General features: G+C 73.4%; 22 protein-coding genes. 10 read left to right on the top strand and 12 right to left on the bottom strand.

Annotated elements, in window-relative coordinates:
* The first annotated feature begins 71 nt into the window (after positions 1 to 71).
* Positions 72 to 1,286 carry an acyltransferase family protein gene (locus OHT74_RS19235; RefSeq protein WP_328620894.1) on the top strand — a complete coding sequence of 405 codons (1,215 nt, stop codon included), beginning with the start codon at positions 72 to 74 and terminating at the stop codon, positions 1,284 to 1,286.
* A 128-nt stretch (positions 1,287 to 1,414) separates the two neighbouring features.
* On the opposite strand, the gene OHT74_RS19230 is transcribed toward OHT74_RS19235, so the two are convergent.
* The 9 genes from OHT74_RS19230 to OHT74_RS19190 form a co-directional block, all read right to left on the bottom strand.
* Positions 1,415 to 2,635 (bottom strand): NAD(P)/FAD-dependent oxidoreductase, encoded by a 1,221-nt coding sequence (locus OHT74_RS19230; RefSeq protein ID WP_328620893.1) that lies wholly within the window; start codon positions 2,633 to 2,635, stop codon positions 1,415 to 1,417.
* Positions 2,632 to 4,023, bottom strand: coding sequence for an FAD-dependent oxidoreductase (locus tag OHT74_RS19225; protein WP_328620892.1), 1,392 nt, complete (start codon positions 4,021 to 4,023; stop codon positions 2,632 to 2,634). The genes OHT74_RS19230 and OHT74_RS19225 overlap by 4 nt, the downstream gene beginning before the upstream one ends.
* Positions 4,020 to 6,149, bottom strand: coding sequence for a molybdopterin oxidoreductase family protein (locus OHT74_RS19220; RefSeq protein ID WP_328620891.1), 2,130 nt, complete (start codon positions 6,147 to 6,149; stop codon positions 4,020 to 4,022). Before OHT74_RS19220 ends, OHT74_RS19225 begins: the two co-directional genes overlap by 4 nt.
* Complete coding sequence (locus tag OHT74_RS19215) at positions 6,142 to 7,533, bottom strand: nitrate/nitrite transporter (protein WP_328620890.1); 1,392 nt, start codon at positions 7,531 to 7,533, stop codon at positions 6,142 to 6,144. Before OHT74_RS19215 ends, OHT74_RS19220 begins: the two co-directional genes overlap by 8 nt.
* Positions 7,534 to 7,623: 90 nt before the next feature.
* Positions 7,624 to 9,075, bottom strand: a complete 1,452-nt coding sequence (pcaB, locus tag OHT74_RS19210; RefSeq protein ID WP_328623347.1) for a 3-carboxy-cis,cis-muconate cycloisomerase — start codon at positions 9,073 to 9,075, stop codon at positions 7,624 to 7,626.
* Between the two features lie 11 nt (positions 9,076 to 9,086).
* A complete protein-coding gene (locus tag OHT74_RS19205; protein WP_328620889.1) occupies positions 9,087 to 11,084 on the bottom strand; it encodes an FAD/NAD(P)-binding protein in 1,998 nt (665 codons plus the stop codon).
* A complete protein-coding gene (locus OHT74_RS19200; RefSeq protein WP_328620888.1) occupies positions 11,081 to 12,286 on the bottom strand; it encodes an FAD-dependent oxidoreductase in 1,206 nt (401 codons plus the stop codon). Before OHT74_RS19200 ends, OHT74_RS19205 begins: the two co-directional genes overlap by 4 nt.
* Positions 12,286 to 13,908, bottom strand: coding sequence for a class I adenylate-forming enzyme family protein (locus OHT74_RS19195; RefSeq protein ID WP_328620887.1), 1,623 nt, complete (start codon positions 13,906 to 13,908; stop codon positions 12,286 to 12,288). Before OHT74_RS19195 ends, OHT74_RS19200 begins: the two co-directional genes overlap by 1 nt.
* Before the next feature lie 70 nt (positions 13,909 to 13,978).
* Complete coding sequence (locus OHT74_RS19190; RefSeq protein WP_328620886.1) at positions 13,979 to 14,530, bottom strand: SRPBCC family protein; 552 nt, start codon at positions 14,528 to 14,530, stop codon at positions 13,979 to 13,981.
* 183 nt (positions 14,531 to 14,713) lie between these two features.
* Between OHT74_RS19190 and OHT74_RS19185 the strand changes: the two genes are divergently transcribed.
* From OHT74_RS19185 to OHT74_RS19175, 3 genes are all read left to right on the top strand, one after another.
* Positions 14,714 to 15,373, top strand: a complete 660-nt coding sequence (locus OHT74_RS19185; RefSeq protein ID WP_266665637.1) for a TetR/AcrR family transcriptional regulator — start codon at positions 14,714 to 14,716, stop codon at positions 15,371 to 15,373.
* 332 nt (positions 15,374 to 15,705) lie between these two features.
* Positions 15,706 to 16,260 (top strand): DUF6232 family protein, encoded by a 555-nt coding sequence (locus OHT74_RS19180; RefSeq protein WP_328620885.1) that lies wholly within the window; start codon positions 15,706 to 15,708, stop codon positions 16,258 to 16,260.
* Positions 16,257 to 16,613, top strand: coding sequence for a hypothetical protein (locus tag OHT74_RS19175; RefSeq protein WP_266665635.1), 357 nt, complete (start codon positions 16,257 to 16,259; stop codon positions 16,611 to 16,613). Before OHT74_RS19180 ends, OHT74_RS19175 begins: the two co-directional genes overlap by 4 nt.
* Positions 16,614 to 16,747: 134 nt before the next feature.
* Here OHT74_RS19175 and OHT74_RS19170 read toward each other — a convergent pair whose 3' ends face one another.
* The gene (locus tag OHT74_RS19170; RefSeq protein WP_328620884.1) at positions 16,748 to 16,936 is read right to left on the bottom strand and encodes a hypothetical protein; all 189 of its coding nucleotides are present in this window, start codon (positions 16,934 to 16,936) and stop codon (positions 16,748 to 16,750) included.
* A 111-nt stretch (positions 16,937 to 17,047) separates the two neighbouring features.
* Complete coding sequence (locus tag OHT74_RS19165) at positions 17,048 to 17,938, bottom strand: pirin family protein (RefSeq protein WP_266665633.1); 891 nt, start codon at positions 17,936 to 17,938, stop codon at positions 17,048 to 17,050.
* A gap of 273 nt (positions 17,939 to 18,211) precedes the next feature.
* Here OHT74_RS19165 and OHT74_RS19160 point away from each other — a divergent pair, with 273 nt between their 5' ends.
* The 6 genes from OHT74_RS19160 to OHT74_RS19135 all read left to right on the top strand — a co-directional run bounded on the left by OHT74_RS19160 (position 18,212) and on the right by OHT74_RS19135 (position 25,477).
* Positions 18,212 to 18,790, top strand: a complete 579-nt coding sequence (locus tag OHT74_RS19160; RefSeq protein ID WP_266665632.1) for an NADPH-dependent FMN reductase — start codon at positions 18,212 to 18,214, stop codon at positions 18,788 to 18,790.
* Between the two features lie 278 nt (positions 18,791 to 19,068).
* Positions 19,069 to 20,052 carry an NADPH:quinone reductase gene (locus OHT74_RS19155; RefSeq protein WP_328620883.1) on the top strand — a complete coding sequence of 328 codons (984 nt, stop codon included), beginning with the start codon at positions 19,069 to 19,071 and terminating at the stop codon, positions 20,050 to 20,052.
* A gap of 90 nt (positions 20,053 to 20,142) precedes the next feature.
* Positions 20,143 to 21,687 (top strand): MFS transporter, encoded by a 1,545-nt coding sequence (locus OHT74_RS19150; protein WP_328620882.1) that lies wholly within the window; start codon positions 20,143 to 20,145, stop codon positions 21,685 to 21,687.
* A 282-nt stretch (positions 21,688 to 21,969) separates the two neighbouring features.
* Positions 21,970 to 23,004 (top strand): hypothetical protein, encoded by a 1,035-nt coding sequence (locus OHT74_RS19145; protein ID WP_328620881.1) that lies wholly within the window; start codon positions 21,970 to 21,972, stop codon positions 23,002 to 23,004.
* A gap of 175 nt (positions 23,005 to 23,179) precedes the next feature.
* Positions 23,180 to 25,120 carry a C1 family peptidase gene (locus OHT74_RS19140; protein ID WP_328620880.1) on the top strand — a complete coding sequence of 647 codons (1,941 nt, stop codon included), beginning with the start codon at positions 23,180 to 23,182 and terminating at the stop codon, positions 25,118 to 25,120.
* Positions 25,121 to 25,138: 18 nt separating this feature from the next.
* A complete protein-coding gene (locus tag OHT74_RS19135; protein ID WP_328620879.1) occupies positions 25,139 to 25,477 on the top strand; it encodes a protease inhibitor I42 family protein in 339 nt (112 codons plus the stop codon).
* On the opposite strand, the gene OHT74_RS19130 is transcribed toward OHT74_RS19135, so the two are convergent.
* Positions 25,455 to 26,639, bottom strand: a complete 1,185-nt coding sequence (locus OHT74_RS19130; protein WP_328620878.1) for a DUF418 domain-containing protein — start codon at positions 26,637 to 26,639, stop codon at positions 25,455 to 25,457. The genes OHT74_RS19135 and OHT74_RS19130 overlap by 23 nt on opposite strands.
* Positions 26,640 to 26,762 lie beyond the last annotated feature (123 nt).

Raw genomic sequence — 26,762 nt, 5'->3', positions numbered from 1 at the left:
CACAGGTCTCCCGCCTTCCCTTTCTTCCCGTCGCCCAGTCATCCCGTCACCCACAAAGGAGCGTATTTGTCATGTCCATGAATGGAACGGTCGGTTCCAGACCTGTGAGACCGCCACGGCTCCCCTCGCTGACCGGACTCCGCTTCCCCGCGGCCCTCCTGGTCTTCTTCTTCCACGCCTCCCTCGGGGTGCCGTGGATCCGGCTCTTCGAGGACGACGCGGCGAACGACGCGTTCGCCAAGTACGCCTCACAGGCCGGCGCGCTCGGCGTGACCTTCTTCTTCGTGCTCAGCGGCTTCGTCCTGACCTGGTCGGCCCGCGACCGGGACACGATGCGGGCCTTCTGGCGCCGCCGCTTCGTCAAGATCTACCCGAACTACGTGATCACCTGGGCGCTCGCGCTGCTCACGTTCGCGGCGGTCATGACGAAGCCCTGGCAGGCCGTGGTCAACCTGCTCATGGTGCAGGTGTGGGTGCCGGACTTCGCCACCAACTTCAGCGTGGACCCGCCCAGCTGGTCGCTCGGCGCCGAGGCGATCTTCTACCTCGCCTTCCCGCTGCTGTTCCTGCTGATCAAGAAGATCGACCCCGCGCGGCTGAAGTGGTGGATAGCCGGCGTCGTCGCCGCCATCTGCCTCACCCCGACGCTGACCTACGCGGTCATCCCGGGCGGCGGCATGCAGATGCCCGGCGCCGACGGCACCTCGACCGTGCAGTACTGGTTCGCGTACGTCCTGCCGCCCGTCCGGCTGCTCGACTTCGCCCTCGGCATCCTGGTCGCCCGCGCCGTGATGGCGGGCCGCTGGCGCAACATCGGCACGACCTGGTCGGCGCTGCTGCTGGCCGTGAGCTACGCGGTCGCCATGAACGTGGAGCACCTGTACGCGCAGCGCTCGGTCACCCTCGTCCCGATCGTGCTGCTGATCGCGGCCGTCGCCACGCGCGACGCGGAGAACAAGCCGACGCCGTTCAACAACCGGTTCATGATCTGGCTCGGCGAGATCTCCTTCGCCTTCTACCTGCTCCACTACATCGTCCTGGCCTACTCCCGGGAACTGCTCGGCGACCAGCTCTACTCGACCCCGGTCGCCGTCGCCCTGATCGCCGCCCAGATCGTCGTCGGGGTGCTGCTGTCCTGGGCGCTGTACGCCTGGGTGGAGGCGCCGATCACGCGCCGCTTCTCCAGCTCCCGCAAGGCCAGGGCGGCGAAGGCCGCGGCTGCCGAGGCCGCCGTCCAGGGCTCCGGCCCGTCCGACTCCGAGGGCCGCACCCTCGAGACCGTCTGACACACCGTTGCGTTCCACCGCACGGCCGCGCCGGCCCCACCGGCGCCCCCCACCGGCCCTGCCCTGCGCCGCCCTTCGGGTTCCCGGACCCCGAAGGGCGGCGTACTGCGTCCTGCGTTCTGCGCTCCTCAGGCCGCCCCGGCCAGCAGCCGGTGGCCCGCCGCGGGGAGGCCCAGTCCGACGTACGGGCGCAGCTCGCCGTAGGCGCGGGCGTCACCGACGAGGATCCCGCCGAGCAGGGTGCGGCAGTCCGCGTCCAGCACGAGCTTCGCGTAGGTACCCGCCGCCTCGTCCAGCCGGCTCAGCTCCACCGCGCCCACGGCCGCCGCATGGGCGTCGCCGAAGCTCGCCACCTCCACGCCGAGCAGCTTGAGCCTGGTCGACAGGTCGGCCTCCCCGAACGGCTCCCCGCCCAGGCCCAGCAGCTGCCGGGCGACGGAGGCCGCCATCCGGTAGCCCGGTGCGGCCAGCCCGTGGCAGCGGCCCGACACGGCCGCGCACTCGCCGATCGCCCAGATCCGCTCGTCCCGCGTCCGGCACAGCTCGTCGACCAGGAACCCGCCGCGCTCGCCCGTGGACAGGCCCGCCGGGCCCGCGAGCTCGTCCCGTGGCCGCACCCCCGCCGAGAACACCACGACGTCCGCCTCGAGGGTGCTGCCGTCGGCCAGTACCACCGAGGCCACCCGGCCGTCCGGGCCTGCCTCGAGCGCTGCCGTCGCCACACCGCAGTGGATCCGGAGCCCGCGCTGCGCCACGCGCCGCCCGAGGACACCGCCGCCGGCCGCGTCCACCTGCAACGGCATCAGCCGCGGGGCGAGTTCCACCACGTGCGGCTCCATGCCGAGCAGCCGCAGCGCGTTCGCGGCCTCCAGGCCGAGCAGCCCGCCGCCGATCACCACGCCGGGGCGGCCGGGCACGGCGGCGGCGCGGATCGCGTCGAGGTCGCCGAGCGAGCGGTACCCGAAACAGCCGCGCAGGTCGCGGCCCGGCACGGGCGGCACGAACGGCCGCGAGCCGGTGGCCAGGACGAGCGCGTCGTACGCGACCACGTCGCCGGCGGTGGTGGTCACGGTGTGCGCCACCCGGTCCACGGCGGCCACGCCGGTGCTCAGCCGCAGCTCCAGCAGCGGATCGTCCAGGAGCCCGGGCCCGGCCAGGGCCAGGTCCGCCGCGCTGCGGCCGTCGAGGTACGAGGACAGCGCGACCCGGTCGTACGCGGGATGCGGCTCCTCCCCGAGCACCACGATCCGCCAGGCCCCGGCGGCATCGAGGCCCCGCAGTTCGGCGACGAGCCGGTGCCCGGCCATGCCGTGCCCGGCGACGACGAGGGTACGAGCGGTACGGGTCATGGCGTGCTGCCCCCTTCGGGCCGTACGGCGGCACACAGCGCGCGGACGACGTCCGTGCAGCCTCCGCAGCCGGTGGTGGCGCGGGTGGTCGCGGCGATCTGCGCCAGGTCGGCGGCGCCGGCCCGGCAGGCCTCGGTGACGGTGTGTTTCGTGACGTTGTTGCAGCGGCAGACCACCGCGTCGCCGGGGAGTTCGCCGGCCCCCGGCGCGGCCGGTGCAATGCCGAGCAGGAGCTCCAGCCGCCCGGCCGGCACCGGCAGGTCGAGCTCGTACAGCCGGCTCACGGCGGCGATGGCCCGCGGCAGCCCCAGCAGGACCGCCCCGGTGATCCGCTGCCCGTGCAGGGTGAGACGGGCGTACCGGCCGCGCGCCGGATCGGTGAACGCGACCACCTCCGCACCCTCGGGGGCCGGCCCGCCCCGGCCCAGGCGGACCAGGTCGACGCCGGGTACCCGCAGCCGGGTGATCTGCCGGGTGCCGGCGTACGCCGCGGCGCTGCCGGTGAGCTGCCGGGCCAGCGACTCCGCCTGCGCCCACGCGGGTTCGAGGTGCCCGGCGGTGTCCCCCGGGTGCTCGGCGCAGTCGCCGATGGCGTGGATGCGCGGGTCGTCGGTGCGCAGCAGCCCGTCGACGACCACGCCGGCGGCGACGGTGAGCCCGGCCCGGCGGGCGAGCGCGGTCTCGGGGACGGTGCCGGTGCACAGCAGCAGGGTGTCGGCCGCGAGCACCAGACCGTCGTCGAGGGTGAGCTTGCCGGGGCAGTACGCGGCCGCCGTCCGGCCCGCGTGGACGTCCACCCCGAGGTCCGCGAGGCGCCGGGTGAGCAGCGCGCCCGCGGCGGCGTCCAGGTGCCGGTGCAGGGGATGCGGCCCGCGGTGGACGAGCGCCACCTCGTGCCCGGCCCGGCGCAGCGCGGCGGCCGCCTCGACCCCGAGCAGTCCGCCACCCAGGACGACGGCGGCCCCCGGGGGCGCCGCGGCGCACCGCTCGGCATCGGCGAGGGTCCGCAGCGCCGTTGCACCCCCGGCCGGCAGCCCCGGGATCCGGGGGACGGCCGGGCGGGACCCGGTGGCCAGGACCAGCGTGTCGTAGCGGTGCACGGAGCAGGCCGTGCCATCGGTGGAGTGTACGAGTCGGCGCGCGCGGTCGATCCGGGTCACGGTGACCCCGGTGTGCAGGCGGATGCCCGCGGGCAGCGCGGGCAGGGCGAGGGCGGGGGCCGGCAGCGTCCCGTCCAGGACGGAGCCCAGCAGCGCCCGGTGGTACGGGGCCTGCGGCTCGGCGCCGAGCACGGTGATGCCGCCCCGGTGCCCGTGGTGGTGCAGTCGCTCCGCGAACCGCTGCGCGGCCGGGCCGCCGCCGACCACCAGCACCTCGCCCGCGCTCACGGCCCCGCCTCGGCCGGCTCGATCCGTACCGCGCACACCTTGAACTCGGGCATCTTGCTGCGCGGGTCGAGCGCCGCACTGGTGATCAGGTTGGCGCGGCCCGCCCCGGCGAAGTGGAACGGCAGGAACACCGTGTCCGTCCGCAGTGAGGGGACCAGCCGAGTCCGGGCCAGCGTGCTGCCGCGCGCCGAACTCACCCGGGCCCACCCGCCGTCGGTCAGCCCGCAGCGCCCGGCCGTGTCGGGGTGCACCTCCACGAACGCTTCCGGCGCGGCCGCGGCCAGCTCCGGGACCCGGCGGGTCTGCGCACCCGACTGGTACTGGGCGAGCACCCGCCCGGTCGTGGCGTACAGCGGGAACGCGGCGTCGGGCGTCTCGGCGCCGTCGCGGTGCTCGACCTCGGCGAACCGGGCCAGCCCGTCCGGGTGGGCGAAGGCATCGAGGAACAGGCGCGGGGTGCCGGGGTGCGCCGCCGCGCCCTCGGCGGTCCCGTTCTCGAGGGGCTGGGGGCACGGCCAGTACAGCGCCTCACCCGCGTCGAGCCGCTCGTAGCTGATGCCCGAGTAGTCCGCGCGCCCGCCGCGCGAAGCCCGCCGCAGCTCCTCGAACACCTCGCGCGGCGCGGTCGCGAAGCGGCCTGCGGGCTGGCCGAGCCGGACCGCGAGGCCGTGCAGGACGTCCAGGTCGCTGCGTGCCTCGCCGGGCGGGGACAGCAGCCGCCGCCTGCGCAGCACCCGGCCCTCGAGGTTGGTCATCGTGCCCTCCTCCTCGGCCCACTGGGTCACGGGAAGGACGACGTCCGCCAGCTGCGCGGTCTCGGAGGGCACGAAGTCGGCCACCACCAGCAGGTCCAGGGACTTCAGCCGCTCCCCGATCCGGGCCGCGTGCGGCGCCGAGACCACCGGGTTCGATCCGAAGACGAGCAGCGCGCGCGGCCCGCCGTCCGTGCCGAGCGCGTCGAGGAGTTCGTACGCACTGCGCCCGGGGCCCGGCAGCGCGTCGGGCTCCACCCCCCACACCGCGGCGACGTGGGCGCGCGCGGCGAGGTCGGTCAGCATGCGGTAGCCGGGCAGCTGGTCGGCCTTCTGGCCGTGCTCGCGCCCGCCCTGGCCGTTGCCCTGGCCGGTCAGGCAGCCGTAGCCGCTGCCGCCCCGGCCGGGCAGCCCGAGGGTGAGGGCGAGGTTGATGAACGCGGCGACCGTGTCGGTGCCCTTGCTGTGCTGCTCGGCGCCGCGCCCGGTCAGTACGTACGCCCGCTCCGCGCCGGCCAGCAGCCGGACCGCCTCGCGCATGTCGGCGACCGGGACCCCGGTGACCCGCTCCACCCGCTCGGGCCACCAGGCGGCGGCCCGCGCCCAGGCGGCGTCGAAGCCGGTGGTCCGCTTGTTCAGGTAGCCCTGGTCGGCGTGCCCCTCGACGACGGCGAGGTGGAACAGGCCGAGGGCGAGCGCGAGATCGGTGCCGGGCGTCGGCTGGAGGTGCAGGGCGGCGCCCTCGGCGGTGGGGGTGCGGCGCGGGTCGATGACGATCAGGGCCGCCCGGTTCAGGTGGCGCATCAGCGGCGGCATGGTCTCGGCCGGGTTGGCCCCGGCGAGCAGGATCACGTCCGCACCGCCGAGGTCGGTGACGGGGAACGGCAGGCCCCGGTCGAGCCCGAAGGCCGCCACGCCTGCGGCCGCCGCCGAGGACATGCAGAACCGGCCGTTGTAGTCGATCTGGCTGGTGCCCAGCGCGACCCGGGCGAACTTCCCCAGCTGGTAGGCCTTTTCATTGGTGAGCCCGCCCCCGCCGAACACGCCGACCGCGTCGGGGCCGTGTACGGCGCGGATCTCCCGCAGCCGGGCGGCGATCGTGTCGAGCGCCGCCTCCCAGGTGGCGGGGGCGAGGACGCCGTCCGCGCCGCGCACCAGGGGCCGGGTGAGCCGCCCCGGGGTGTCCAGCAGTGCGGGCGCCGTCCAGCCCTTCTGGCACAACCCGCCCTGGTTCACCGGGAACTGCGTCGGCTCGACGGCCGTACGGCCTGCCGCGCGCGTGAGCCGCGTACCGCACTGCAGCGCGCAGTACGGGCAGTGCGTGACGGCCTCGGAGGATGCGGTGGTCTCGGAGGACCGGGTCGTGTCAGACACGGGAGGCCCCGGTCCGCACGCGCTCCGGTGCGCTCTGGCCGGCCGGGCGCCTGCGCAGGTAGACCGCCCAGGTGACCAGGACGCATACCAGGTAGAAGCCGAGGAAGGCGGTGAAGGCGGGCTCGCCGGACCCGGCGGGGCCGCTGTACGCGCTGCGGAAGACCAGGTTGACCCCGACCCCGCCGAGCGCGCCCACCGCGCCCGCTATGCCGATGACCGCCCCCGACAGCCTGCGGGCCCGGGCGAAGGCGGCCGCCGCGTCGTGGCCGGAGGTGACCTCATCCTCCGCCTGCCGGGCGAAGACGGCCGGGATCATCTTGTACGTCGAGCCGTTGCCTGTGCCGGTCAGTACGAACAGGACGGTGAAGCCGGCGACGAAGAGCCCGTACGAGCCCTGCGCCGAGGCCAGCAGCAGCACCGTGGTGCCCGCCGCCATCGCGCAGAACGTCAGCAGCGTGACCCGGGCCCCGCCCCAGCGGTCGGACAGCAGCCCGCCCACCGGCCGGAACAGCGAGCCGAGCAGCGGCCCGAGGAAGGTGTACGAGGCGGACTCGAGCGGGGTGGCGCCGAACTGGCTCTGCAGGACCAGCCCGAAGGCGAAGCCGTAGCCGATGAACGAGCCGAAGGTGCCGACGTAGAGGAGCGAGATCCACCAGGTGTGCGGGTTGCGGGCGGCCTCGCGCTGGGCGCCGGGGGCGCTGCGTACGGCCGCGAAGTTGTCCATCTTCAGGGCGGCGAGCAGCGAGGCCGCCACGATGAGGGGGAGGTAGACGGCGATGACGTACGCGGGGTGGGTGCTGCCCGCGGTGGCGATGACGAGCAGGCCGATCAGCTGGATCGCGGCGACCCCGAGGTTCCCGCCGCCCGCGTTGATGCCGAGGGCCCAGCCCTGCAGGCGCTGCGGGAAGAGGGCGGTGATGTTGGTCATCGAGGAGGCGAAGTTGCCGCCGCCGACTCCGCCTGCGGCGCCGATCATCAGGAACACCCACAGCGGGGTACCGGGGCGCTGCACGAAGTACAGGGCGGCGAGGGTGGGGACGAGTAGGACGGCCGAGGCGAACACGGTCCAGTTGCGGCCGCCGAAGCGGGTCACGGCGTAGCTGTAGGGGAGCCGGAGGGCGGCGCCGACGAGGGTGGGGACGACGACGAGCAGGAACTTCTGGGCGGGGGTGAAGCCCAGGCCGATCTCGGGTGACATGAAGAGCACCAGGACCGACCACATGCTCCACACCGAGAAACCGATGTGCTCGGAGAGGACGGAGAGGATCAGGTTGCGGCGGGCGGTCTGCTTGCCGGAGCGCTGCCAGAACTCCTCGTTCTCGGGGTCCCAGTCCTCGATCCAGCGTCGGGTTGCCGGCCGTGCGGGCCGTGCGGGCGGCGTCATGGCTTCTCGGCTTTCTGTTCGGCGGCTAACCCTATGAACTATACAGTTCAGTTCAGTTAATCTCCATGGCTGGTCCGGGGATTCCGGAGTTCAGTTCGGCCGGGTCAGCGCGCGGTCCACCAGCGGGCCCGCGCCCCCGGTGTACGTCCCGGGATCGCACAGCCGCGCCAGCTCGTCCGTGCTCCGGCTGCCCTTGAACACCGGCTCCTCGGCGAGCAGTTCGTACAGGGGCCGGCCGCTCTCCTCGGCCGCGGCCGAGACCCTGGTCAGCAGCTGCTTCGCCGCGGCCTTGCCCAACTCCGGTGCGAGCACGGCCGCGATCCGCTCGGAGACCACCTGACTGCCGGTCAGCAGCAGATTGGCCCGCATCCGCTCCGGCCGGGCGGTCAGCCCCTCGGCGAGCTCCACCGCGGTGTGGGCGGCGCCGCCGACCAGCCGCAGGGACTCGCGCAGCAGCTGCCATTCGGCGTGCCAGGCCCCGGCCGAGCGCTCGTCCTCCGAGACCAGGCACTGCACGAGCCCGGTGGCCAGGACCGGGACCTGGAGGGCGGCGCTGCGCAGCAGCGTGCTCAGGACCGGGTTGCGCTTGTGGGGCATGGCCGAGGAGCTGCCGCGGCCGGCCACGGCGGGCTCGGCGACCTCGGCGACCTCGGTCCGGGCCAGGTTCTGCACGTCGATCGCGATCTTCCCGAGGGCGCCGGCGGTGAAGGCGAGCGCGGCGGCGAGATCGGCGATCGGAGTGCGCAGTACGTGCCAGGGCAGGGCGGGGCGGGCGAGTCCGGTCTCGGCGGCGAAGGCTGCGACCAGGTCGTCCAGGTACGCGCCGGGCTCGAGCGGGCGGTCCGCGCCGTCGATCCGGGCGTATTCGAGGTAGCCGGCCAGCGTGCCCGCCGCGCCGCCGAGCGACACCGGCAGCCCGCCGTCCTGCACCCGGGCCAGGCGCCGGTCGGCGTCCAGGACCAGCTGCCGCCAGCCGGCCGCCTTCAGCCCGAAGGTGGTGGGTACGGCCTGCAGGGCCAGCGTCCGGCCCGCCATCGCCGTGTCCCGGTGCTCACCGGCCAGCCGGGCCAGGGCCTCGGCGGTGCGGGCCAGGTCGGCCCGGATCAGCTTCAGGGTGCGGGCGGCCACCAGCATGGCGCCGGTGTCGAAGATGTCCTGGCTGGTGGAGCCGCGGTGCACGTACTCGGCGGCTCCGGTGCCCCGCGTGTCCTGTTCCGCGACCACCCGGGTCAGCGCCTGCACCAGCCCGACCACCGGGTTCGCGGTCTCCCGGGCGGCCAGGGCCAGCGCCCGCAGGTCGAGGTGCTCGGCCCGGGCCGCCGCGGTGATGGCCTCGGCGGCGGCCCCCGGGAGGGTGCCGAGGCCGGCCTGGGCCCGGGCCAGGGCGGCTTCGGCGTCGAGCATGGCCTGGAGCCAGGCCAGGTCGCAGACGGCTTCCTCGGCAGGGGTGCCGGCCCGTACCGGCGACAGCAGCCCCGCGTCGGTGAGCGCGTCCTGCGGCGCCCGGTTCGTACCAGCCGTGCTCGTACCGGCCGTGCTCATACCGGCCGTGCTCATACGAGGACCCCGGTCAGGTCGGTCTCGGTCGGCAGCGGCGCGACACCGCTGGGGACCATGCCCGCCGCCGGGAGGGCGAGGACGGAGCGGGCGATGGCGTCGGAGTCGCCGAGGGTGACCGAGTCGACGCCCGGGCGGATGCCGGCCGCGGTGACCCAGTGCACGGACTCGGTGGGCACCCCGTACGCGAACCGGCGCGGGTGGGCCCGGCCGCGGGCGTCGAGCAGCCGGTACGGGCGCTCGGTGACGGCGAGGCCGCCGGACTCGTAGCTGCTGCCGTCGGCGCCGGCGATCCGGTACGTCGTGCACTGCTCGGTGTCGAGCAGGTGGCGCAGCAGCGGGTCGTCGGTGCGCCGAAGGTCGGGCTCGGGCAGCCGGGCCTCGATCAGGACGGTGGCGCGGACCGCGGGGCCGGGCACGGTACGGGACTGCGCGATGAAGGTCGCGTCGGCGCCGGCGGCGGTGTCGACGCGGATCTCGGTCCCCGGACCGGTCAGGACGAGCACCCCGGCGTCGATGAGGGCGATCATCTCCTCGATGCGGGAGGCCGGCGGGCCGATGGAGAGGAAGGCGTTGAGCGGCGTGTACCAGCCCTCGAGGTCGTCGCGGTGCGAGTCGCCGTCCAGACCGCCGTGGTCGACGGCGAGGCGGATCTCGTTGCGCAGGTCGCGCATCACGTCCAGGGCCGCCTTGAGCGGGCCGCTGAGGTTGCCGGCCCTGGCCTCCGCGACGTCCTTGGCCAGGTACGCGACCAGCCAGTCCCGGAACTCCTCGCGGCTGGTGAACTCGCGGTCGCCGTAGGGGCGGGAGAGCTTCTCCCAGTCCCAGCGCTGCTCGTCCTCGATGCCGTAGACGTCCAGCAGCGAGCCCCGGTCCCCCGCCGACTCCAGCGACAGGTAGCGCTTGGTGAAGCCTTCGCGCTCGGCGCCGCGGCCGCGGCTTTCCAGGAGGGTGCCGTAGTACACGCTCTCCGTCTCGCGGGAGATGAGCGGCCACAGGTCCGTGGAGAAACTGATGCCCTCGCCGTCCTCGGAGCGGCGGCGCATCTCGGCGATCTTCTGCGGGGTCAGCAGGCGGGGCAGGTAGCGGCCGTACGCGCCCTTCTCGTTCTCGCCGCGGGCGTGGTACGGGATGCCGCGCCGCGAACTGGCGTACAGCACCGGCTCGTTGCCGGAGGGCCGGTAGACCAGGCGGCCGTCCTCGGCGCGGACGAAGGTGCCGCCGCGGCCGGCGGTGAAGAGCGCCATGTGGTCGAAGAAGTTCAGGCCGAGGCCGCGCAGCAGGACGTTCTCGCCGGGCCCCACGACGTTCAGGTTCAGGTCCGCCGGGTTGGCGGGCGTGACGTAGGTGAGGTGGTGGATCCGGGCGAGGCTCGCGGTCTTCGCCTCGCGAGGGGTCAGCCGGGCCGGTACGTGGCCCTGCGCCATCACGATCGCGTCGAGGTCGTTGAGCCGGGTGCCGTTCTCGAGGCGGACGCCCTGCTGCCCGCCGGTGCTGCCGTGCGTGTCGGCCATGGCCACGGCCCGGGAGCGGTGCACCTCGATGGTGACGTGGGCGGGGGCGTTCTGCACGACGCGCTCGAAGGTGGCGCGCAGGTAGCTGCCGTAGAAGGCGCGGGTGGGGTAGGTGTTCGGGCCCAGCCGGCGGGCCTCGGCGAGGGTCGCCTCGTCGGCGGAGTCGCAGGCGATGTCCTGGGCCCATTCGTACAGGCTCGGGCCGGGCTCGATGGGCCCCTCGGTGCGGACGCTGTCGTCGGTGTAGATGGTGATCTGGGAGGCGACCGTGTTCATCAGCAGGTGCTGGGACTGGTCCGAGCGCCAGACCTGGCCGGCGCCCGGAGCCGACGGGTCGACCACGTGGACGGTGACCGCGGAGTGCCTGGGGTTCCTGCGCTCGTTGGCGCACAGGCGCTCCAGGACGGAGAGGCCGCGCGGGCCGGCTCCGATGATGGCCACCTGGTGCTGTCCCTGCTTCTGTCCCTGGGGCTGGTTCATCGCTGCTCTCCGTTCGGGGTGGTGTTCTCGTCGAGGGTGCGGGCGCCGTGCATCCAGGCCACGTAGTCGTGGAGCTCCTCGGGGGTGTACGAGGACAGCTGGTCGTTGCGGGCCGTGGCGGCGGCTCCGGAGGTGTGCCAGAGCTTGATGCTCTCCCGGGCGAGGAGCTGGATCCGGCCGGTGCGCTCGCGCCGCTCGGCGTTGAACTTCTCGAAGCGCTCGGGGAGTTCGTCGGCGCCGCAGTCGAGCAGGTCGCCCAGGATCACGGCGTCCTCGAGGCCCTGGCAGGCGCCCTGCGCCACGTAGTGGAGCATCGGGTGGGCGGCGTCGCCGAGCAGGGCGACCCGGCCGTCGGTCCACGTGTCGACCGGGTCCCGGTCGACCAGCACCCAGGACTTCCAGCCCTCCCCCAGGGCGAGCAGGCGCTGTGCGTCCTCGCCGAGGGCGGCGAACTCGCGGCGGATGTCGCCCGGGGAGGCGGGGACCCCGGCGAGCGTCTCGGCCGCGTTGTTGTCGCTGCTGGCCGCGAGGTTGAGGTACTTGCCGCCGGCGATCGGGTAGTGCACGAAGTGGCAGTGGGGCCCGGTCCACCAGGTCACCGAGGTGAGGTGGCGCAGCTCCTCGGGGACCTGCTTCATCGGGATGACGGCGCGGTAGACGGTGATCCCGGAGTTGCGGGGCGCCCCGTCGCCGACGAGCTGGGCGCGGATCGCGGAGTGGATGCCGTCGGCGCCGATCAGGGCATCGCCGGTGATCCGCTCGCCGTCCTCCAGGAGGACCGAGGCGCCGGTCTCGTCCTGCTCGTACCCGATGGCGGTGGCAGCGCTGCGCAGTTCGATGGAGTCGTCCGCCTGGCAGGCCTCGAGCAGCTTGGTGTGCAGTTCGGCGCGGTGGACGACGGCGTACGGGTTGCCGAACCGTGCGCGGTAGCGCTCGGTCAGGTCCATGCTGACCACGTGCCGGCCGGTGACCCCGTCCATGAACCGGAGCTCGTCCATCTGGACGGCGGTGGCGCGGACGGCGTCGCCGAGGCCGAGGCGGTCGAGGGCGTGCAGGCCGTTGGGCGCGAGCTGGATGCCGGCGCCGATCTCGGCGAACTCGGGGGCGCGTTCCAGGACGAGGACGCGGTGTCCCTGGCGGGCGGTGGCGAGGGCGGTGGCCAGCCCGCCGATCCCGCCGCCGACGATGATCAGCTTCGACATCAGACGTTCTCCTGGGTGCGGTCGGCGGTGACGCCGGCGGTGGCTCCTGCGGTGGTGGCGGTGGCTCCGGCGGTGAGCAGCCGGGCGAGCTCCAGCCGCTTGATCTTGGTGGTGGCGGTCTGCGGCAGTTCGGACTGGCGCCACTGGACGGGCTCGGCCATCGCCGGCAGTCCGGCGACGGCGGCCTTCCAGGCCACGGGGTCGAGGGGCTTGTCGTCCTTGGTGCAGACGACGGGGACGGCGCGGCCGCTCTCGTCGGGGATGATGATGACCTCGGCGAGCTCGTCCAGCCGGGTGAAGAGGGTGTCCTCGGCGGCGAGGGTGGAGCCGAAGCCCTCGATCAGGTCGACCTCGCGGTCGAGCAGGTGCACGCAGCCCCACTTGGTGCGGTAGCCGACGTCGCCCATCCGCCACCAGCCGTCGTTGACCTGCTTGTCGTAACGTTCCTGCTCGCCGAGGTAGGTGACGATCCGGCCGTCGCTCTTGACCTCGATGAAGCCCGGGTTGGTCTCGGAGGGCGGCAGTCCGTTGCGGCTGACGACGCGGACGTCCGTCATGCCGGGGAAGGGCATGCCCACGCAGCGGCCGTCGGCGTCGAGCCCGCGGCGCTTGGAGAAGGAGCGGGCGACGGCCGGCCCGATCTCGCTCTGCCCGTACAGCTGGCCGAAGACCGGGGCCTTGCGCGTCGTCGCCTTGAGCAGCCGCTGCACGGTCCGCGGGTGGATGGCGTCGAAGGTGCTGCTGAAGAGCTTGACGTTGGCCAGCGGCCGCCGGGGGTCGTCGGCCAGCTCCTCCCACTCCATGAAGGAGTTGGGGTGGGCCTCCAGGATGCCGGGGCGCAGCTGGGCGAAGAGGTCGGCGGCCTGCTTGGGGTCGGAGTCGGCGAGGACGACGATCGGGAAGCCGCGGAAGAGGGAGATGGCGAGTGCGGTGATGAGCCGCGAGTGGACGAAGGAGACGTGCATGGCGATGGTCTCGCGGCCCGGTATGAGCGGCTTGGTGATCGCGGCCTGCGGGCGGTAGCGCGCCTCCAGGGTGGCGCCGGTGTGGACGGCGAGCTTGGGGGTGCCGGTGGTGCCGGAGGTGTGCGTGATCAGGGTGGGGTGCTCGGGCGGCATCGTCACGGCGGGGACCCGGGGGACTCCGGCGAGCGAGGCGAGCTCGGTGGCGTCCTGGTAGCTGCCGGAGGTGAGCAGGACCTGCCCGGCCTCCTGGAAGACCGAGGCGGGCAGTTCGGTCTCCAGCTTGTTCTGGTCGGTGAGCAGGTAGGGCTGGTCGGTACGGCGTACGAGTTCGGCGACGGTCTCGCCGTCGAGCTTCGGCGACAGCAGCACCGGGACGGCGCCGATGCGGGCCACGGCGCAGGCCAGCAGGGTGATGTCGAAGCCGTCGGACTTGTAGACGACGACCCGGCGGCCGGGCCGTACGTCGGCGGCCCAGAGCCTCGAGGCCATGTCGTCGATCAGGTCGGCCACCTCGGCCACGGTCGCCCGGCGCCCCAGGCCCGGGGCTATGTCCAGGTCGTGATCGAGGATCACGACGTTCGACGGGTGCTTTCTCGCGGCCCGCTCGAAGAGCGTTCCGAGCCGGATTCCCTTGTTCCCGATGCGCTGCAGAATCATCGCCTTGACCTTCCCAAGTAAGTTGCAATGACGATCAGTTACGGAAGAGGAGAGGAGAGGAAGAGGAAGCTCAGGAGCCGGTCGCGCGCAGTTCCGTCTCGATGACGACCTTGATGCGCTCGAGGGTCGCGGCGAGGTCGCCGGCCACCTTCTCGCCCCACTCGGCGAAGAACAGCTGCTTCTGCTCCACGTCCATCTCGGCGGTGATGCCGCGGATCCCCTCGGTGGCGGAGCCCATCCGGAAGTGGTGGACCAGGAGGCTCTCCTTGCCGTCCGGCTCGATGGAGAAGCCCCAGACGCTGTCCTGCTTCTCGCCGGAGCTGTTGTGCATGGCCCACTGGAAGGTCCGGCCGGGCTCGGCGGCGACGACCTCGGCGTACGTCGTCCACTTGCCGCGCACCACCGGCGCCCAGGAGACGACGTCCTCGCTCCGCTCGTTCTCGCCGCGGAACACCGAGCCGACCGCGCCGGGGGCGCCGGTGGTCCACTCCCCGCCGAGGCACTCGGGGCTCCACTCGCCGCTCCGGGCCAGGTCGCTGACGACGGCGTACACCTCGGCCGGCGCGGCGGAGACGTGGATCTGGGCCCGGGACCGGAAGAGGGGAGTCTGGGTGTCGCTCATGGGGGGTGACCTCCTGTTGCTGAACTGTCTCGAGTGCTTGCTTGCCGACTTCAACTGCGGTGCCCGGCGCCTTGTTTGGCGCTCTCAGCTAGATGAACCATACAGTTCAGTTCAACTGAACGCAACGGTACAGTTCAGTTGGGTCCTAGACTGGGCCCGCACCTTCGAGGAGTAGGGATCGACATGACCGCAAGGATCAGCGCCACCGAAGCCCGGCAGCAGCCCGTTCCCACCGGCGCGCGCGCAGCGCGCAAGCGCGAGGCCATCCTGGAGGCGGCCCGCACGGTGTTCCTGCGGGAGGGCTTCGGAGCCGGAGTGGACCAGCTCGCCGCAGAGGCCGGCGTCTCGAAGGTCACCGTCTACAACCACTTCGGCAGCAAGGAGAACCTGTTCAACGCCGTGATCGGGCAGACGCTCGACGAGGCGCTGGAGGTGGCCCAGTCGGTGATCCAGGCCCGGCTCGCAGAGTCGGACGACGTCCGCACCGACCTGCTGGAGGCCTGCCGCACCTGGGTCGCCGGCCTCACCACCCCGGAGGTGCTGGCGCTGCGCAACGTGATCGCGGGCGAACGCCACCGCTTCCCGGAGCTCGGCGCCACCTGGCAGGAGGAGGGTCCGGGCCGCCAGCACGCCGCCCTGGCCACGGCCCTGGGCCGCCTCGACGACCGCGGCCTGCTGCGCATCCCGGACATGGAACTGGCCGTCCTTCAGCTCTCCGGCCTGGTCCTCTCCCCCCACCTGGTCTACGGCGCCTACGGCACGGCCCTGGACGAGGACCTGGCGGAACGCCTCGTCCAGGGCGGAGTGGACATGTTCCTCCACCACTACGCAGTGAATCCCTAGCCCGGCCGGGGCGTACGCGCGCGGACCCCGGCGGGACGTCAACCGGAGTCCCCGTCAGCCCACTTGGCGCGACGAGATCTTGCCCCGTCCCCCGCCGCCATGGTTAATGGATGGTCGCCGGTCGATGACACGGCGCCACCTTGCAGACCAGGGGGACACACCACATGGAGAACTCGCAGCCGACGGGCGGAGCGCCGCAGGCGCCGCCGCCCGCCGGATCCCGGAACGCGCCGCAGTCCGGGCAGGGATACGGTTCCTTACCCGCGGGGCCGAGCGCCCCGCCTCCGCCGCCCTCGGCGCCGCCTGCGTCGGCGCCCGCGTCGCCGCCTTCGATGCCGCCGCAGGGCCACGGCATCGAACTACGCATCAGCAGAAGGATCCTGTGGGTGGGCGGCGCCGCCTACCCGCTGGAGAACATCGCCCGGGTGTACACCTTCACCCTGCACCCCAGGCGCAAGGACGCCACGATCCGCTTCCTGCGGAACCTCGCCGTCGTCCTGGCCAGTGCCTTCACCCTGACCATCCTGGCCGGGCTGACATCGCTCGCGGACCGCGACGCGGCGGAGACCATCCTCAGCTTCGTCTGGCTGGGTGCGGCAGCCGCCCTGGTCTGGTCCCTCGTGGAGTGGCTGTCGGTCCTGACGGCTTCGTCGCACTACGTGCTGGCGGTCGAGACCTCGGGCCCGTCGATAGCGGTGGTCACCAGCAAGGACCCCGGCACACTGCACCAGCTCGTCGGCCAGATCACCCATGCCATCGACAACCCGGACACCGAGCTCTACGGGGTGCGGGTGGACACCATCGTGATCAATCCGAGGAACTACCACTTCGGCGACAACGTCAACATGTACGGCGGTTCCAACAACGTGGGGATGGGGACCCGGTGAGCGGCGACAACTACTACTTCGGCGACAACGTCAACATGACCGGCGGCACCGGCAACACCGGCATGGTGAAGAACGTGGGCGCCCCGGCCGCCGCGGCCGGACCGCATCCGGAGCTGGCGGCGGCCGTCGATGAGCTCCGCCGGCTGATCGGTGAGCTGCGCGCGCAGCTCCCGCCGGCGAGCGCCCAGGTGCTGGACGCCGCGCTGCCCGCCGCCACCGGCGAGGCGCCGGTCCCCGCGGAGTCGCGGCAGAGCGCGCTGATGTCGATCGCCGGCATCGCCGCCGTGGTCGGCCCGCTGGGCCAGCCGATCGTCGAAGCCGTGACCAGGATCCTCGACCTGCTGGCCGCCTGATCCCTGCGGTCGCGCCGGGTCGTGGCGTGCCCGGCCCCGGCGCGGCCGGAGGGCCTACCCGTGGTGGTCCGAGACGCCCGAGCTGTTCGTCCTCACCATCAGGGGCGGCTGCTCGGCGTGCTACGGATCGCCGGTCAGTGCAGGGACAGCCAGGTGATGCCGGCGGTCGCGGTCGCGGCGGCTGCGGCCAGGGCGGCAGGCTTCCAGCGGCGGAGTGTGTAGGCGAGGAGCAGGGCGGTGAGGACGACGGCCAGTGTGCCGATCGTGGCTCGCAACGGTCCCTGGCTGTAGGCGTATTCCTCGAAGTGCCGTATGAGCCACACTAACCAGGCCAGCCTCATGGCGCCCCCCTTTGTCCCTTTGTGAACTCGGGAAGGGTAACCCGGCAGAACGGCGACCGGGGGCGCCCGGGTTCGGCGGCGCCCCCGTTGTGGTCAGTCCTCGTAGCGGCCCAGGCGGTCCGCCGCGTAGTCGTCGAAGGCCTGGTCGATCTCCTCGGGGGTGTTCATCACGAACGGGCCGCTGCGGAAGACCGGCTCGCCGATCGGCTCGCCCGTCAGGAAGAGCAGGTCGGCGCCGACCGGGCCGCCCTCGACCCGCACCGTGTCGCCGTCGTCCCCCAGGACCGCCAGTTCGCCGTCGGCCAGCTCGCTCGAGGCGACCCTGCCGCTGCCGGACAGGACGTACACCGCCGCGTTGCGGCCCGTCGGCGCCGGGAGCTGCGCGCTCGCGCCCGGGGCGATCGACGCGTGCACGACCGTCACCGGGACCTGGGTGTCGAAGGGGCCGGTCACGCCGAGCGCCGAGCCCGCGATGACCTTGAACCAGGAGCCGTCCAGGTTCCGGACCACCGGGATCTCCGCAGCGCCGTGGTTCTGGGTGCGCGGCCGCAGCCCCTTGCGGGCGGCGGGCAGGTTCACCCAGATCTGCAGGTTGTGCTGGAGGCCCCCGGCCGCGCGGAAGGCGTCGGTCGGCTGGGCCGAGTGCACCACGCCGGCGCCCGCCGTCAGCCACTGCACGGCGCCGGGCGGGACGACCCCGCGGTTGCCGGTGGAGTCCGCGTACTCGATGTCGCCCTCCATCACGTACGCGATGGTCTCGAAGCCGCGGTGCGGATGGTCGGGTGCGCCCTTGGGCTCGCCCGGGCCGAGGTCCACCGGGCCGACCTGGTCGACCATCAGGAAGGGGTCCAGCTGCGGGATCTGCGGCGTGGGGAAGGGACGGCGGACCGGGAAGCCCTCGCCCTCCAGGGTGTGGACCGGCTGCAGTACGTCGATCACCGAACGGATCGCGGTGGTCTCGACAGCGGAAACCTGCGTGGTCATGACGCCTTCTCTCTATCGTTCGGGGCCGTCGTTCTGCGGGATACATGAACCATACAGTTCAGTTCAGTTCGATGTCAGTTATACGGGAGGGCCCGTCCTCGATCAAGCCCTGCGGACCGACCCGCCCGCGGATAACTGACAGATACCGCCCACCGCCGTTGTCGGCGCATCCCGTGCGCGGCCAGACTCCTGCTCATTCACCGACGTTCACCTCGCAGGGGCATGCCGGATTCGGCATTCGCTGCGCATGTCACCTTTGCGGAAGGACAGTTCATGCCCGAGCTCAAGATCCTGGCCATCTCCGGCAGCCTGCGCGGCGCCTCGTACAACAGCGCCCTCGTGCGCGCCGCCCAGAAGTTCGCCCCCGGTGACCTGGCCATCGAGATCTACGAGGGCCTGCGCGACATCCCGCCCTACGACACCGACCACGACGTCGAGCCCGCCCCGGTCGCCGTGGCCGACCTGCGGCGCCGCATCGCCGAGGCGGACGGCATCTTCATCGCCACCCCCGAGTACAACTACGGGATCCCCGGTGTCCTGAAGAACGCGCTGGACTGGGCGAGCCGCCCGGCCCTCAACTCCTCGCTGACCGGCAAGCCGATCGCGATCGCCGGCGCCGCGCAGACCAACTTCGGCACCGTGCGCGCCCAGCTCGCGCTGCGCCAGATGTTCCTGTGGACGGACTCCAAGGTCGTCGGCAAGCCCGAACTCATGATCTTCCGCGCCCAGGAGCGTTTCGACGACGCCGGCAACCTGACCGACGAGACCACCGTCGAGATCCTGCAGGGGCTGCTCTCCGCGCTCGGTACGAAGATCCGCGAGACCCGCGCCAACGCTGCCGCCAACCTCTGATCGGTCCCCGCCGATCCGTCCCGCCGATCCGTCGGCTGATCCGCCCCACCGGCCGGAGTCGCCAGCTCCTGCACGTTCCCCCCTCTCCGAAGGGCCGCTCACACCCCCGTAGCGGCCCTTCGGCCTTTCCGGGATCCGGTACGGGACCTCGTACGGGACCTCGTACGGAACCCGTGCGCGACCCGTTCGGAACCCCGTCCCCGCATCCCGCCCCGGGAGTTGACGAAGCCTTCGCGGTGCTGTGCGCGAACCCCGGGGGGCCTTGCGAGGATCGCCTCATGCGTGCAGCTTTCATCGAAGAACTGGGCCCCGCCGAGAACATCCGCTACGGCGAGATGGCCCCACCGGCCCCCGGCCCGACGGATGTCCTGGTCGAGGTCGAGGCGGTGTCCGTCAACCCGGTGGACACCTTCGTGCGGTCCGGGCTGTTCCGCACCCCCGTCGAGTTCCCCTTCGTGATCGGCCGCGACCTGGTCGGTACGGTCGTGTCGGCCGGCCCCGGAGCGGCGGGTTTCGCCCCGGGCGACCGCGTCTGGTGCAACAGCCTCGGCCACGGCGGCCGCCAGGGCGCCGCCGCCGAACAGGCCGTGGTCCCGGCCGACCGCCTCTACCGGCTGCCCGCCGCCACGGACGCCGCCGAGGCCGTCGCGGTCGTGCACCCCGCGGGCACCGCGTACCTCGCCCTGTTCACCCACGGCCGGGTCCGCCCCGGCGAGACCGTCCTCGTCGCCGGCGCCGCCGGGAACGTGGGGAGCGCCCTGATCGTCATGGCCGTCGAAGCCGGCGCCCGGGTCGTCGCCACCGCCGCTGCGCGCGACGCCGAGCACTGCCGGGCGCTGGGCGCCGAGACCGTCCTCGACTACAAGGACCCTGAACTGAGCGCCCGCATCCGCGAGTTCAGCCCGCAGGGCATCGACGTCCACATCGACACCTCGGGTACGAACGACCTGGCCGCCGCCGTCGAACTCCTCGCCCCCCGCGGGCGGATCGTGCTCCTCGCCGGCGCCCGCTCCCAGCCCGTCCTGCCCGCCGGGCCGCTCTACATGAAGGACGGCTCCGTGGTCGGCTTCGTGATCTCGCACGCCACTTCGGCCGAACTCGCCGAGGCCGCCGGGTCGATCAACCGCCTGCTGGCGAACGGCAAGCTGCGCGCCCGCTCCGTCGAGCGGGTCCCCCTGTCGGAGGCCGCCCGTACGCACCGGCGCATCGAGGACGGCGAACTCCACGGCAGCCGCGTGGTGTTGCTGCCGAAGGAGTCCTGACGGCTGAGGCGTCGGCAGACCCGACGGCAGACCTGACGGACTGGCCTCACGGCGCCTCCCGCCGCTGAGGGCGGCTGCCAGACTCGCGGCATGGACGACTCCCCAGAGGCCCCGGCCCAGGTGAAGGCCCATGCCCCTGCCCACGCCGAGCCCCTGGCCGCCCCGCCTCCGCGGAACACCTGGGCGCGGTTCGCGATCCTCGGGGCCCTGCAGCTCATGCTCAACGCCTCGGTGTCGGTGACGTTCGCCGCCGGTCCGGCCATGCAGCGGGAACTCGGCCTGAGCCGGATCGACCTCATCATCGACAGCGCCGCGTACGGCCTGGCCTTCAGCGGGCTGCTGCTGCTCGGCGGGCGGCTCACCGACCGGATCGGGCAGCGCCGGCTGTTCACCCGGGGCACGGCCCTGTTCGCCGTCGCCTCCCTCGCCGCGGCGCTGGCCCCCAGCTCGCACACCGTCCTCGCCGCCCGCTTCCTCCAGGGCTGCGGGGCCGCACTCGCCGCCCCCGCGGCCATGGCCCTGCTGCGGGTCGTCTTCCCCGAGGGCAAGGCCAGGGCCACCGCGCTGGCCCGCTGGGGTCTGCTGGCCAGCCTCGGCGCCGCCGTCGGCATCGTGCTCAGCGGGGCGCTCGTCGCCTGGCTGAACTGGCGTTGGAGCTTCGGACTGCTCGCCGCCGCGGCCGTGGCCGTACTGGCCCTCACCCCCCGGTCGCTGCCGGCCGGGCCCGCGCCCGTACGGGTCCCCGTGGACCTGTTGGGCGCGGTGCTCGGCACCCTCGCGCTCTCCACCCTCGGCTACGGCTTCGTGATGGTCGGCCCGCACGGCTGGGCCGCGCCGCAGGTCCTCGCCCCGCTCGCGCTCGGCGCGGTCCTGCTCGCGGTGTTCGTCGCCGCCCAGCAACGCGTCCGCGCCCCCCTGCTGCCGCCCGGCTTCCTCGCCTCGCGCTACCGCGCGACCGCGCTGGTCTGCGCGCTGCTCGGCCCGGCGATCGGCGCGAGCACCGCCTTCCTGCTGGCCCTCTACTTCCAGCAGGTACGCGGCTATTCGGCGCTGCAGAACGCGCTGGCCTTCATCCCGTACAGCGCGATGCTGCTCGGTGTCGGCTTCGTCGCGGGCCGGATCGTCGCCCGCCTCGGGATCCGCGCGGTGGCGGTGGGGGGACTGGCGGTCATCGCCGCCGGCCTCTTCCTGATCGGCGGCGTGGGGCTGCGCACTGGCTCGACGCCGTACGTCCTCGCGGGCCTGGTCATCCTGTCGGCCGGCATCGGCACGCTGATGTCCGCCGCGGTGCCGGGGGCCGTCAGCGGGGTGCCGGAGGAGCAGTCCGCACTCGCCGGGGCGGTGGTCAACACGGCCATCCTGGCCGGGCCGACCATCAGCCTGGCCCTGATCACCTCGGCAGCCGACGCCCGGACGGCCTCCCTGCTGGCCGCCGGGGACCCGGCGGCCGCGACGGGCGGGTACGCGTTCGCCTTCGAGGCGGCCTGCGCGGTGTTCCTGCTGGCCATCGGCCTGGCGCTGTACGGGCTCGCGCCCGCCCGCCAGGCCCGGCGCGGCGACGGGATCGACCAGCTCGGTCACCCCGCCCCGAGGGCCGCCGACCGGCAGGCAGAGCACTCCTCCACTCCGGCCTGACCAAGGGGGGGCAGGCCGGGGTGGGGGTCCCCACAGCCGCCGCGATCACTCAGGGTGAGGGTGTCACGAGGGTGCAGCACAGCTGAAGAGTGAACCGATCCGTGCAGGTCACAGGTGTGGATGCGTCGAATTCAGGGCGTTTCACCGGGGTGTGTGCGCCGGCCTCCGGTTGCCGGATGTGACGGAGTGGCCGTGAGTGGACAGGGGCAAGTCCCGTGCCCCCGACATGTCCCGTGTCCCACGTCCCATGTCACCGCTCTGCCCCTGAACAGGAGAGAGATCTTGCACCGCATCACCCGCTACACCCTCCCCGCCGCCCTCTGCGTGACGCTGCTGTCCGCGTCCCCCGGTCTGGCGGGTGCGGCCAACGCCCCCGCCAGGCCGTCGGCGCCCGTGGCGAAGAAGTCCATCCCGGGTACCGAGGCGCTGACCGCGCAGGTGCAGGCCCTGGGCTCCGCAGGCGTGCTGATCACGCCCGTCACCAACTTCCTCGGGGAGGTCCTCAAGTCGCCGGACGGGAAGCTCCCGGAGGCGGACCTGGCCGCGCACAAGCAGAAGATCGACGCGGCGCTCGCGGGCCTGAAGCAGACGTTCGCGGCGGTTGCCCCGGCCGCCCCGGCCGCGCCCACCGCACCCCAGGCCCCGGCCAAGCCCCCGGCCGACGCCCCGGCGGCCCCGGTGGTCCTGCCGAAGCCGCCCGCGGAGGTGGCGAAGCCCCCGGTCGAGGCGGCGAAGCCCCCGGCGGAGGTGGCCAAGCCGCCGGCGGAGGTGGCCAAGCCCCCGGCCGCGGTGGCGAAGCCCCCGGCTGACGCAGCGAAGCCGGTGGAGGCGGCGAAGCCGGTGGAGGCGGCCAAGCCCCCCGCCGAGGCGGCGAGGCCGGTGGAGGTGGCCAAGCCCCCGGCGGAGGTGGCGAAGCCCCCGGCCGACGCGGCGAAGCCGGTGGAGGCGGCCAAGCCCCCCGCCGAAGTGGCCAAGCCCCCGGTCGACATGGCCAAGCCCCCCGCCGAGGTCGCCAAGCCCGTCACCCTCCCGGCCGCGGCCCCGGCGCCCCTGCCCGCCGTCGCCCCCGTCTCCGCGCAGGCTGCCAGGGCCGGTGCCCCCCTCGACCTCGTCGTCGCCGCGGTCGACCACCTCAAGGCCTCCGTCGACGAAGTCGCCAAGGCGGCCGGCCCCTGCGGCTGCACGACCAACGCCAAGGACAAGGCCACGGACGTCGTGAACGACCTCGGCACCACCGTGGTCGCCCTGTTCACCGGTCTCGGCCTGCCCGGCATGCCGGCGGCGGCCCCGGCCCCCGCCCCGGACCCGGCCGAGTAGCTCCGCGCCGAGCCCCCGTCCGCCCCCGGTGTCCCTCCGACACCGGGGGCGGACGCGCGTACCCCGTACGACCCCCTGTGCGACTGCGCGACCTCGCGGACACCCTTGACGCGCCCCGCCCCCGGATGGACGCTCCCGGATCTCGCATCCGAACGGTTGCAGCTGGGGGGCCGGTATGCCGGAGCAGTCTGTCGAGCCTGAGTCCGATTCTGTCCAGACGGCGGGGGAACTGCGCGCGCAGCTCGTGGAGCACGGAGCGCGCTGGTCCGTCATCGAGCACCTCGCCGACGAGGAGGCCGTGCCCCGGCCCTCCCTCGGCCTGGAACCCGGGGCGAACCTCACGCCCGCCGAGGAGGTGGGCGCCGTCGATCTGCGGGGGCTCATCGGGCACGAGAGCGGCAATCCGCACCTCACCCGGCGCCGCGCCGCCCACGGGCTGCTGCCCGAAACACAAGGCGGGCCGGTCGTCGGAGCCCGCCCCGCCGCCGTCGACTGGCGGGCCCGCTGGGGCTGGCCCTGGATCACCAAGGTGAAGGACCAGAACCCGTGCGGCTCCTGCTGGGCCTTCGGGGCCGCGGGCCTCGTCGAGTCCATGGCCCGCATCGAGCACAACGTCTGGGCGGAGCGGTCCGAGGGGGACGTCCACGACGGTCTGAAGTTCACCTGCGGCCAGGGCTCCAACCCCGAGACCGCCCTCGACTGGGTCAAGACCAACGGCGGCCTCGCCGATCCGGACTGCTGGCCCTACTCTCCGCCCCCCTCCACCGTCCCCGCGGACCGCCGCGACGCCTGGCGCGCCGAGTACACGCCCAGCTGGGACCGGTCCGGCCGCACCGTCCGGATCACCGGCTACGTCCGCCTCGGCGACGTCGAGCAGCAGAAGGTCTGGCTCGACACCGTCGGCCCGCTGACCGCCTGCTTCGACGTGTACGACGACTTCTTCGGCCTCGGCTCCGGCGTCTACCACCGCACCAGCGACCGCCTCGCGGGCGGCCACTGCGTACTGATCGTCGGCTACGACGACGCCGCCGGCTGCTGGCTGTTCAAGAACTCCTGGGGGACGGGCTACCACGTCGGCGGGTACGGGCGGATCGCCTACGGCGAGGTCAAGATCGACTACTGGGCCAAGTGCGGTCTGCGCGGTACCAACATCGACCCGTGGAGCAAGCGCCGCCTGCACACCGGCAACGTCTACGAGAGCGGCAACGGCCGCGCCCACCGCAACTTCGAGATGCTCGCCACCGCCGGCGGCGGCCGCCTCCAGCACTGGTGGCGCGAGGGCGACGCCCCCTTCCCGTGGGCCCGCGCCCGGAGCTACGCGAACGACGCCTCCGGCCAGCCCGCCTTCACCGGCACCACGTACAACCGGAACATGGAGTCCCTGCACGTGACCACCGGCGGCCGGCTGCGCCACTGGTACTACGAGCAGTCCGCCGGCGTCTGGCGCGACGGCGGCGCCTTCGGGCCGGGCGACGCCGCGATCGGCTCGACCCCGGCGTTCATCCAGAGCGACTACGGCAAGCCGGGCAACTTCGAGGCGGTCGTCCGCACCGCCGACGGCCGCCTGAATCACTGGTGGCGGATCAACGGCGCCCCCTGGACCTGGAACGACGGCGGCCGCTTCGCCTCCGGCATCGCCTACTACGGGCCCGCCCTGATCCAGACCCGCAGCCGCCACCTCGACCTCGTCGCCACCCGTACGGACGGCCGCATGCAGCTGTGGTGGCGCGACGACCCGAACGGCTTCGCCTGGCGCCCCGGGGAGGTCTTCGGCAGCGGGATCACCTCCGCGCCCTGCCTGATCGAGGCGCAGTACGGGGCGGCCGACGAGGACACCGCCGGGAACTACGAGCTCTGCGCGGTCGGCGCCGACGGGCGCGTCGAGCACTGGTGGCGCGGCAACGCCTCCGGCTCCGCCTGGAGCCGCAGCGCCGTTTTCGGCCACGACGCGCTCGCCGTCACCGGGATGCTCCAGGGCAGCTTCGGGTTCAACCTGGAGGTCATCGTCCTGCGCACGGACCGGCAGCTGCAGCACTACTGGCGTGGGGGCACCTCCCGGTCGGAGACTGGGGGAGGGGCAGGCTGGCACGAGGGGCCGGTGATCGGCCCCGCCTGAGCCGGGAGGCCGTCGCGGGTGGAAGTACGCAAGGTCGCCCTCGCCGCCGGTGAGTCGTACGAGCTGCGGCTCACCGGGCGCGGGGCGCGCGGGTACGTGTGGACCTGGCAGGTCACGGGGGATGCGGACGCCGTTTCGGTGAGCGATGTGAGCGATGTGAGCGACATGGGCGAGGCCCCGCCGCCCGCGGACGTCCTCCCCGGCGCCCCGCTGGAGCGCACGTACGTCGTCCAGGGCCGCTGCCCGGGCGGGCGGGCCCGGATCCGCTTCGCGCAGATCCGCCCGCCCTACCCGCAGGAGGCCCCGTACGACGAGTTCGTCCTGGAGGTGGAGGTCACCGGCGGCCACGCGAGCTGAGCGCCCAGTGCTGTACGGCCTCCAGCGGGCCCCGGTCGAAGCGGCGCAGCCAGAGCCGGGAGCCGGCGACCAGGACGAGGCTCACCGCCGCCCACAGGCCCATCACCCACCAGGGCCCGCTCCCGCCCAGCCGGTCGGCGAGGCCCAGCCCGATGCCGTAGCAGAGCAGCATGCACAGCAGGTTCTGGCCGACGTAGCAGGACAGCGCGGTCCGCCCGACGGAGCCGAGGGCCCCGGCCCCGGGGACCCGGAACCGGTCGAGGGCGCACCCGATCAGGCCTATGTACCCGACGGCGACCAGCGGGGCGATGCCGTACCGGCCCAGGGCGAAGAAGTCGTGGCCCCCGAGCGCGGCGGCGGCGCCCAGCGGCAGCCCGAGGCCGAGGCCCCAGGCGGCCATCCGGACCCGGATCCGGCGCCCGTCGGCGCTCGCTGCGAAGGCGCCCGCGCGGTGCAGCCGGACTCCGAGGAGGAAGAGGAAGACCAGGAGCCCGAAGGAGAAGACGGGCTCGATGCGCAGCGCGCGGGCGTGGTCGAGCCGGAACGCGATCTGCTCGAGGTAGCCGCCGTGGGCGTACAGCCGGACCGCGGCCGGATCCGGGGACTGCGGCGGCCCGGATTGCGGCTTCGCCAGGTTCCCGAGCGTCACGAGGCCGATCAGCGTCAGGTGCAGCCCGCCCGCGGTCCACATCGCCACTCGCCGCACCCTCTCGGAGCGGGCCAGCAGCCAGGCCACCAGCAGGGCGGTGACGGCGTACCCCATCAGTACGTCCCAGGCGAAGATCAGGACGAAGTGGACGGTCCCCTCCAGGAAGAGGAACGCGGCCCGCCGCGGATAGCGCCCGGGCCACGGCTCGCCGCGCCGTGCGGCGGAGTCGTACTGGATGGCCAGGCCCACTCCGAACAGGATCGTCAGCAGGGACAGGAACTTGCCGTCGGCGAGGAACCGGAACACGGTCTCGGCGATGTTGGCTGCGGACGGGTCGGCGACCGGGTCGGGCAGGTCCAGGCCGCCCTGGAGCACGCCCCACTCGGAGCCGGGGGAGGCGAAGATCCAGACGTTGGTCATGAGCGTGCCGAGGATGGCGGCGCCGCGCAGGACGTCCAGGAGCGGGAGCCGGGTCGAGGTCACCGCGGGGGCGACGAGGGTCGTGTGGGCCATGACTTCAGCGTCGCGGCGCGCGGGACCCCGTACGTCCTGCGGGTGGACGAAGCCCGGGTACATCCTTCGATGCAGTGGCGCGGGGCGGCGGTCCACATCCCGGACGGGGTGACCGGTGCACCC

Source organism: Streptomyces sp. NBC_00354, from assembly GCF_036106915.1.
In the GTDB taxonomy this organism is placed as follows: domain Bacteria; phylum Actinomycetota; class Actinomycetes; order Streptomycetales; family Streptomycetaceae; genus Streptomyces.
This window is presented reverse-complemented; position numbering and strand designations above follow the sequence as displayed.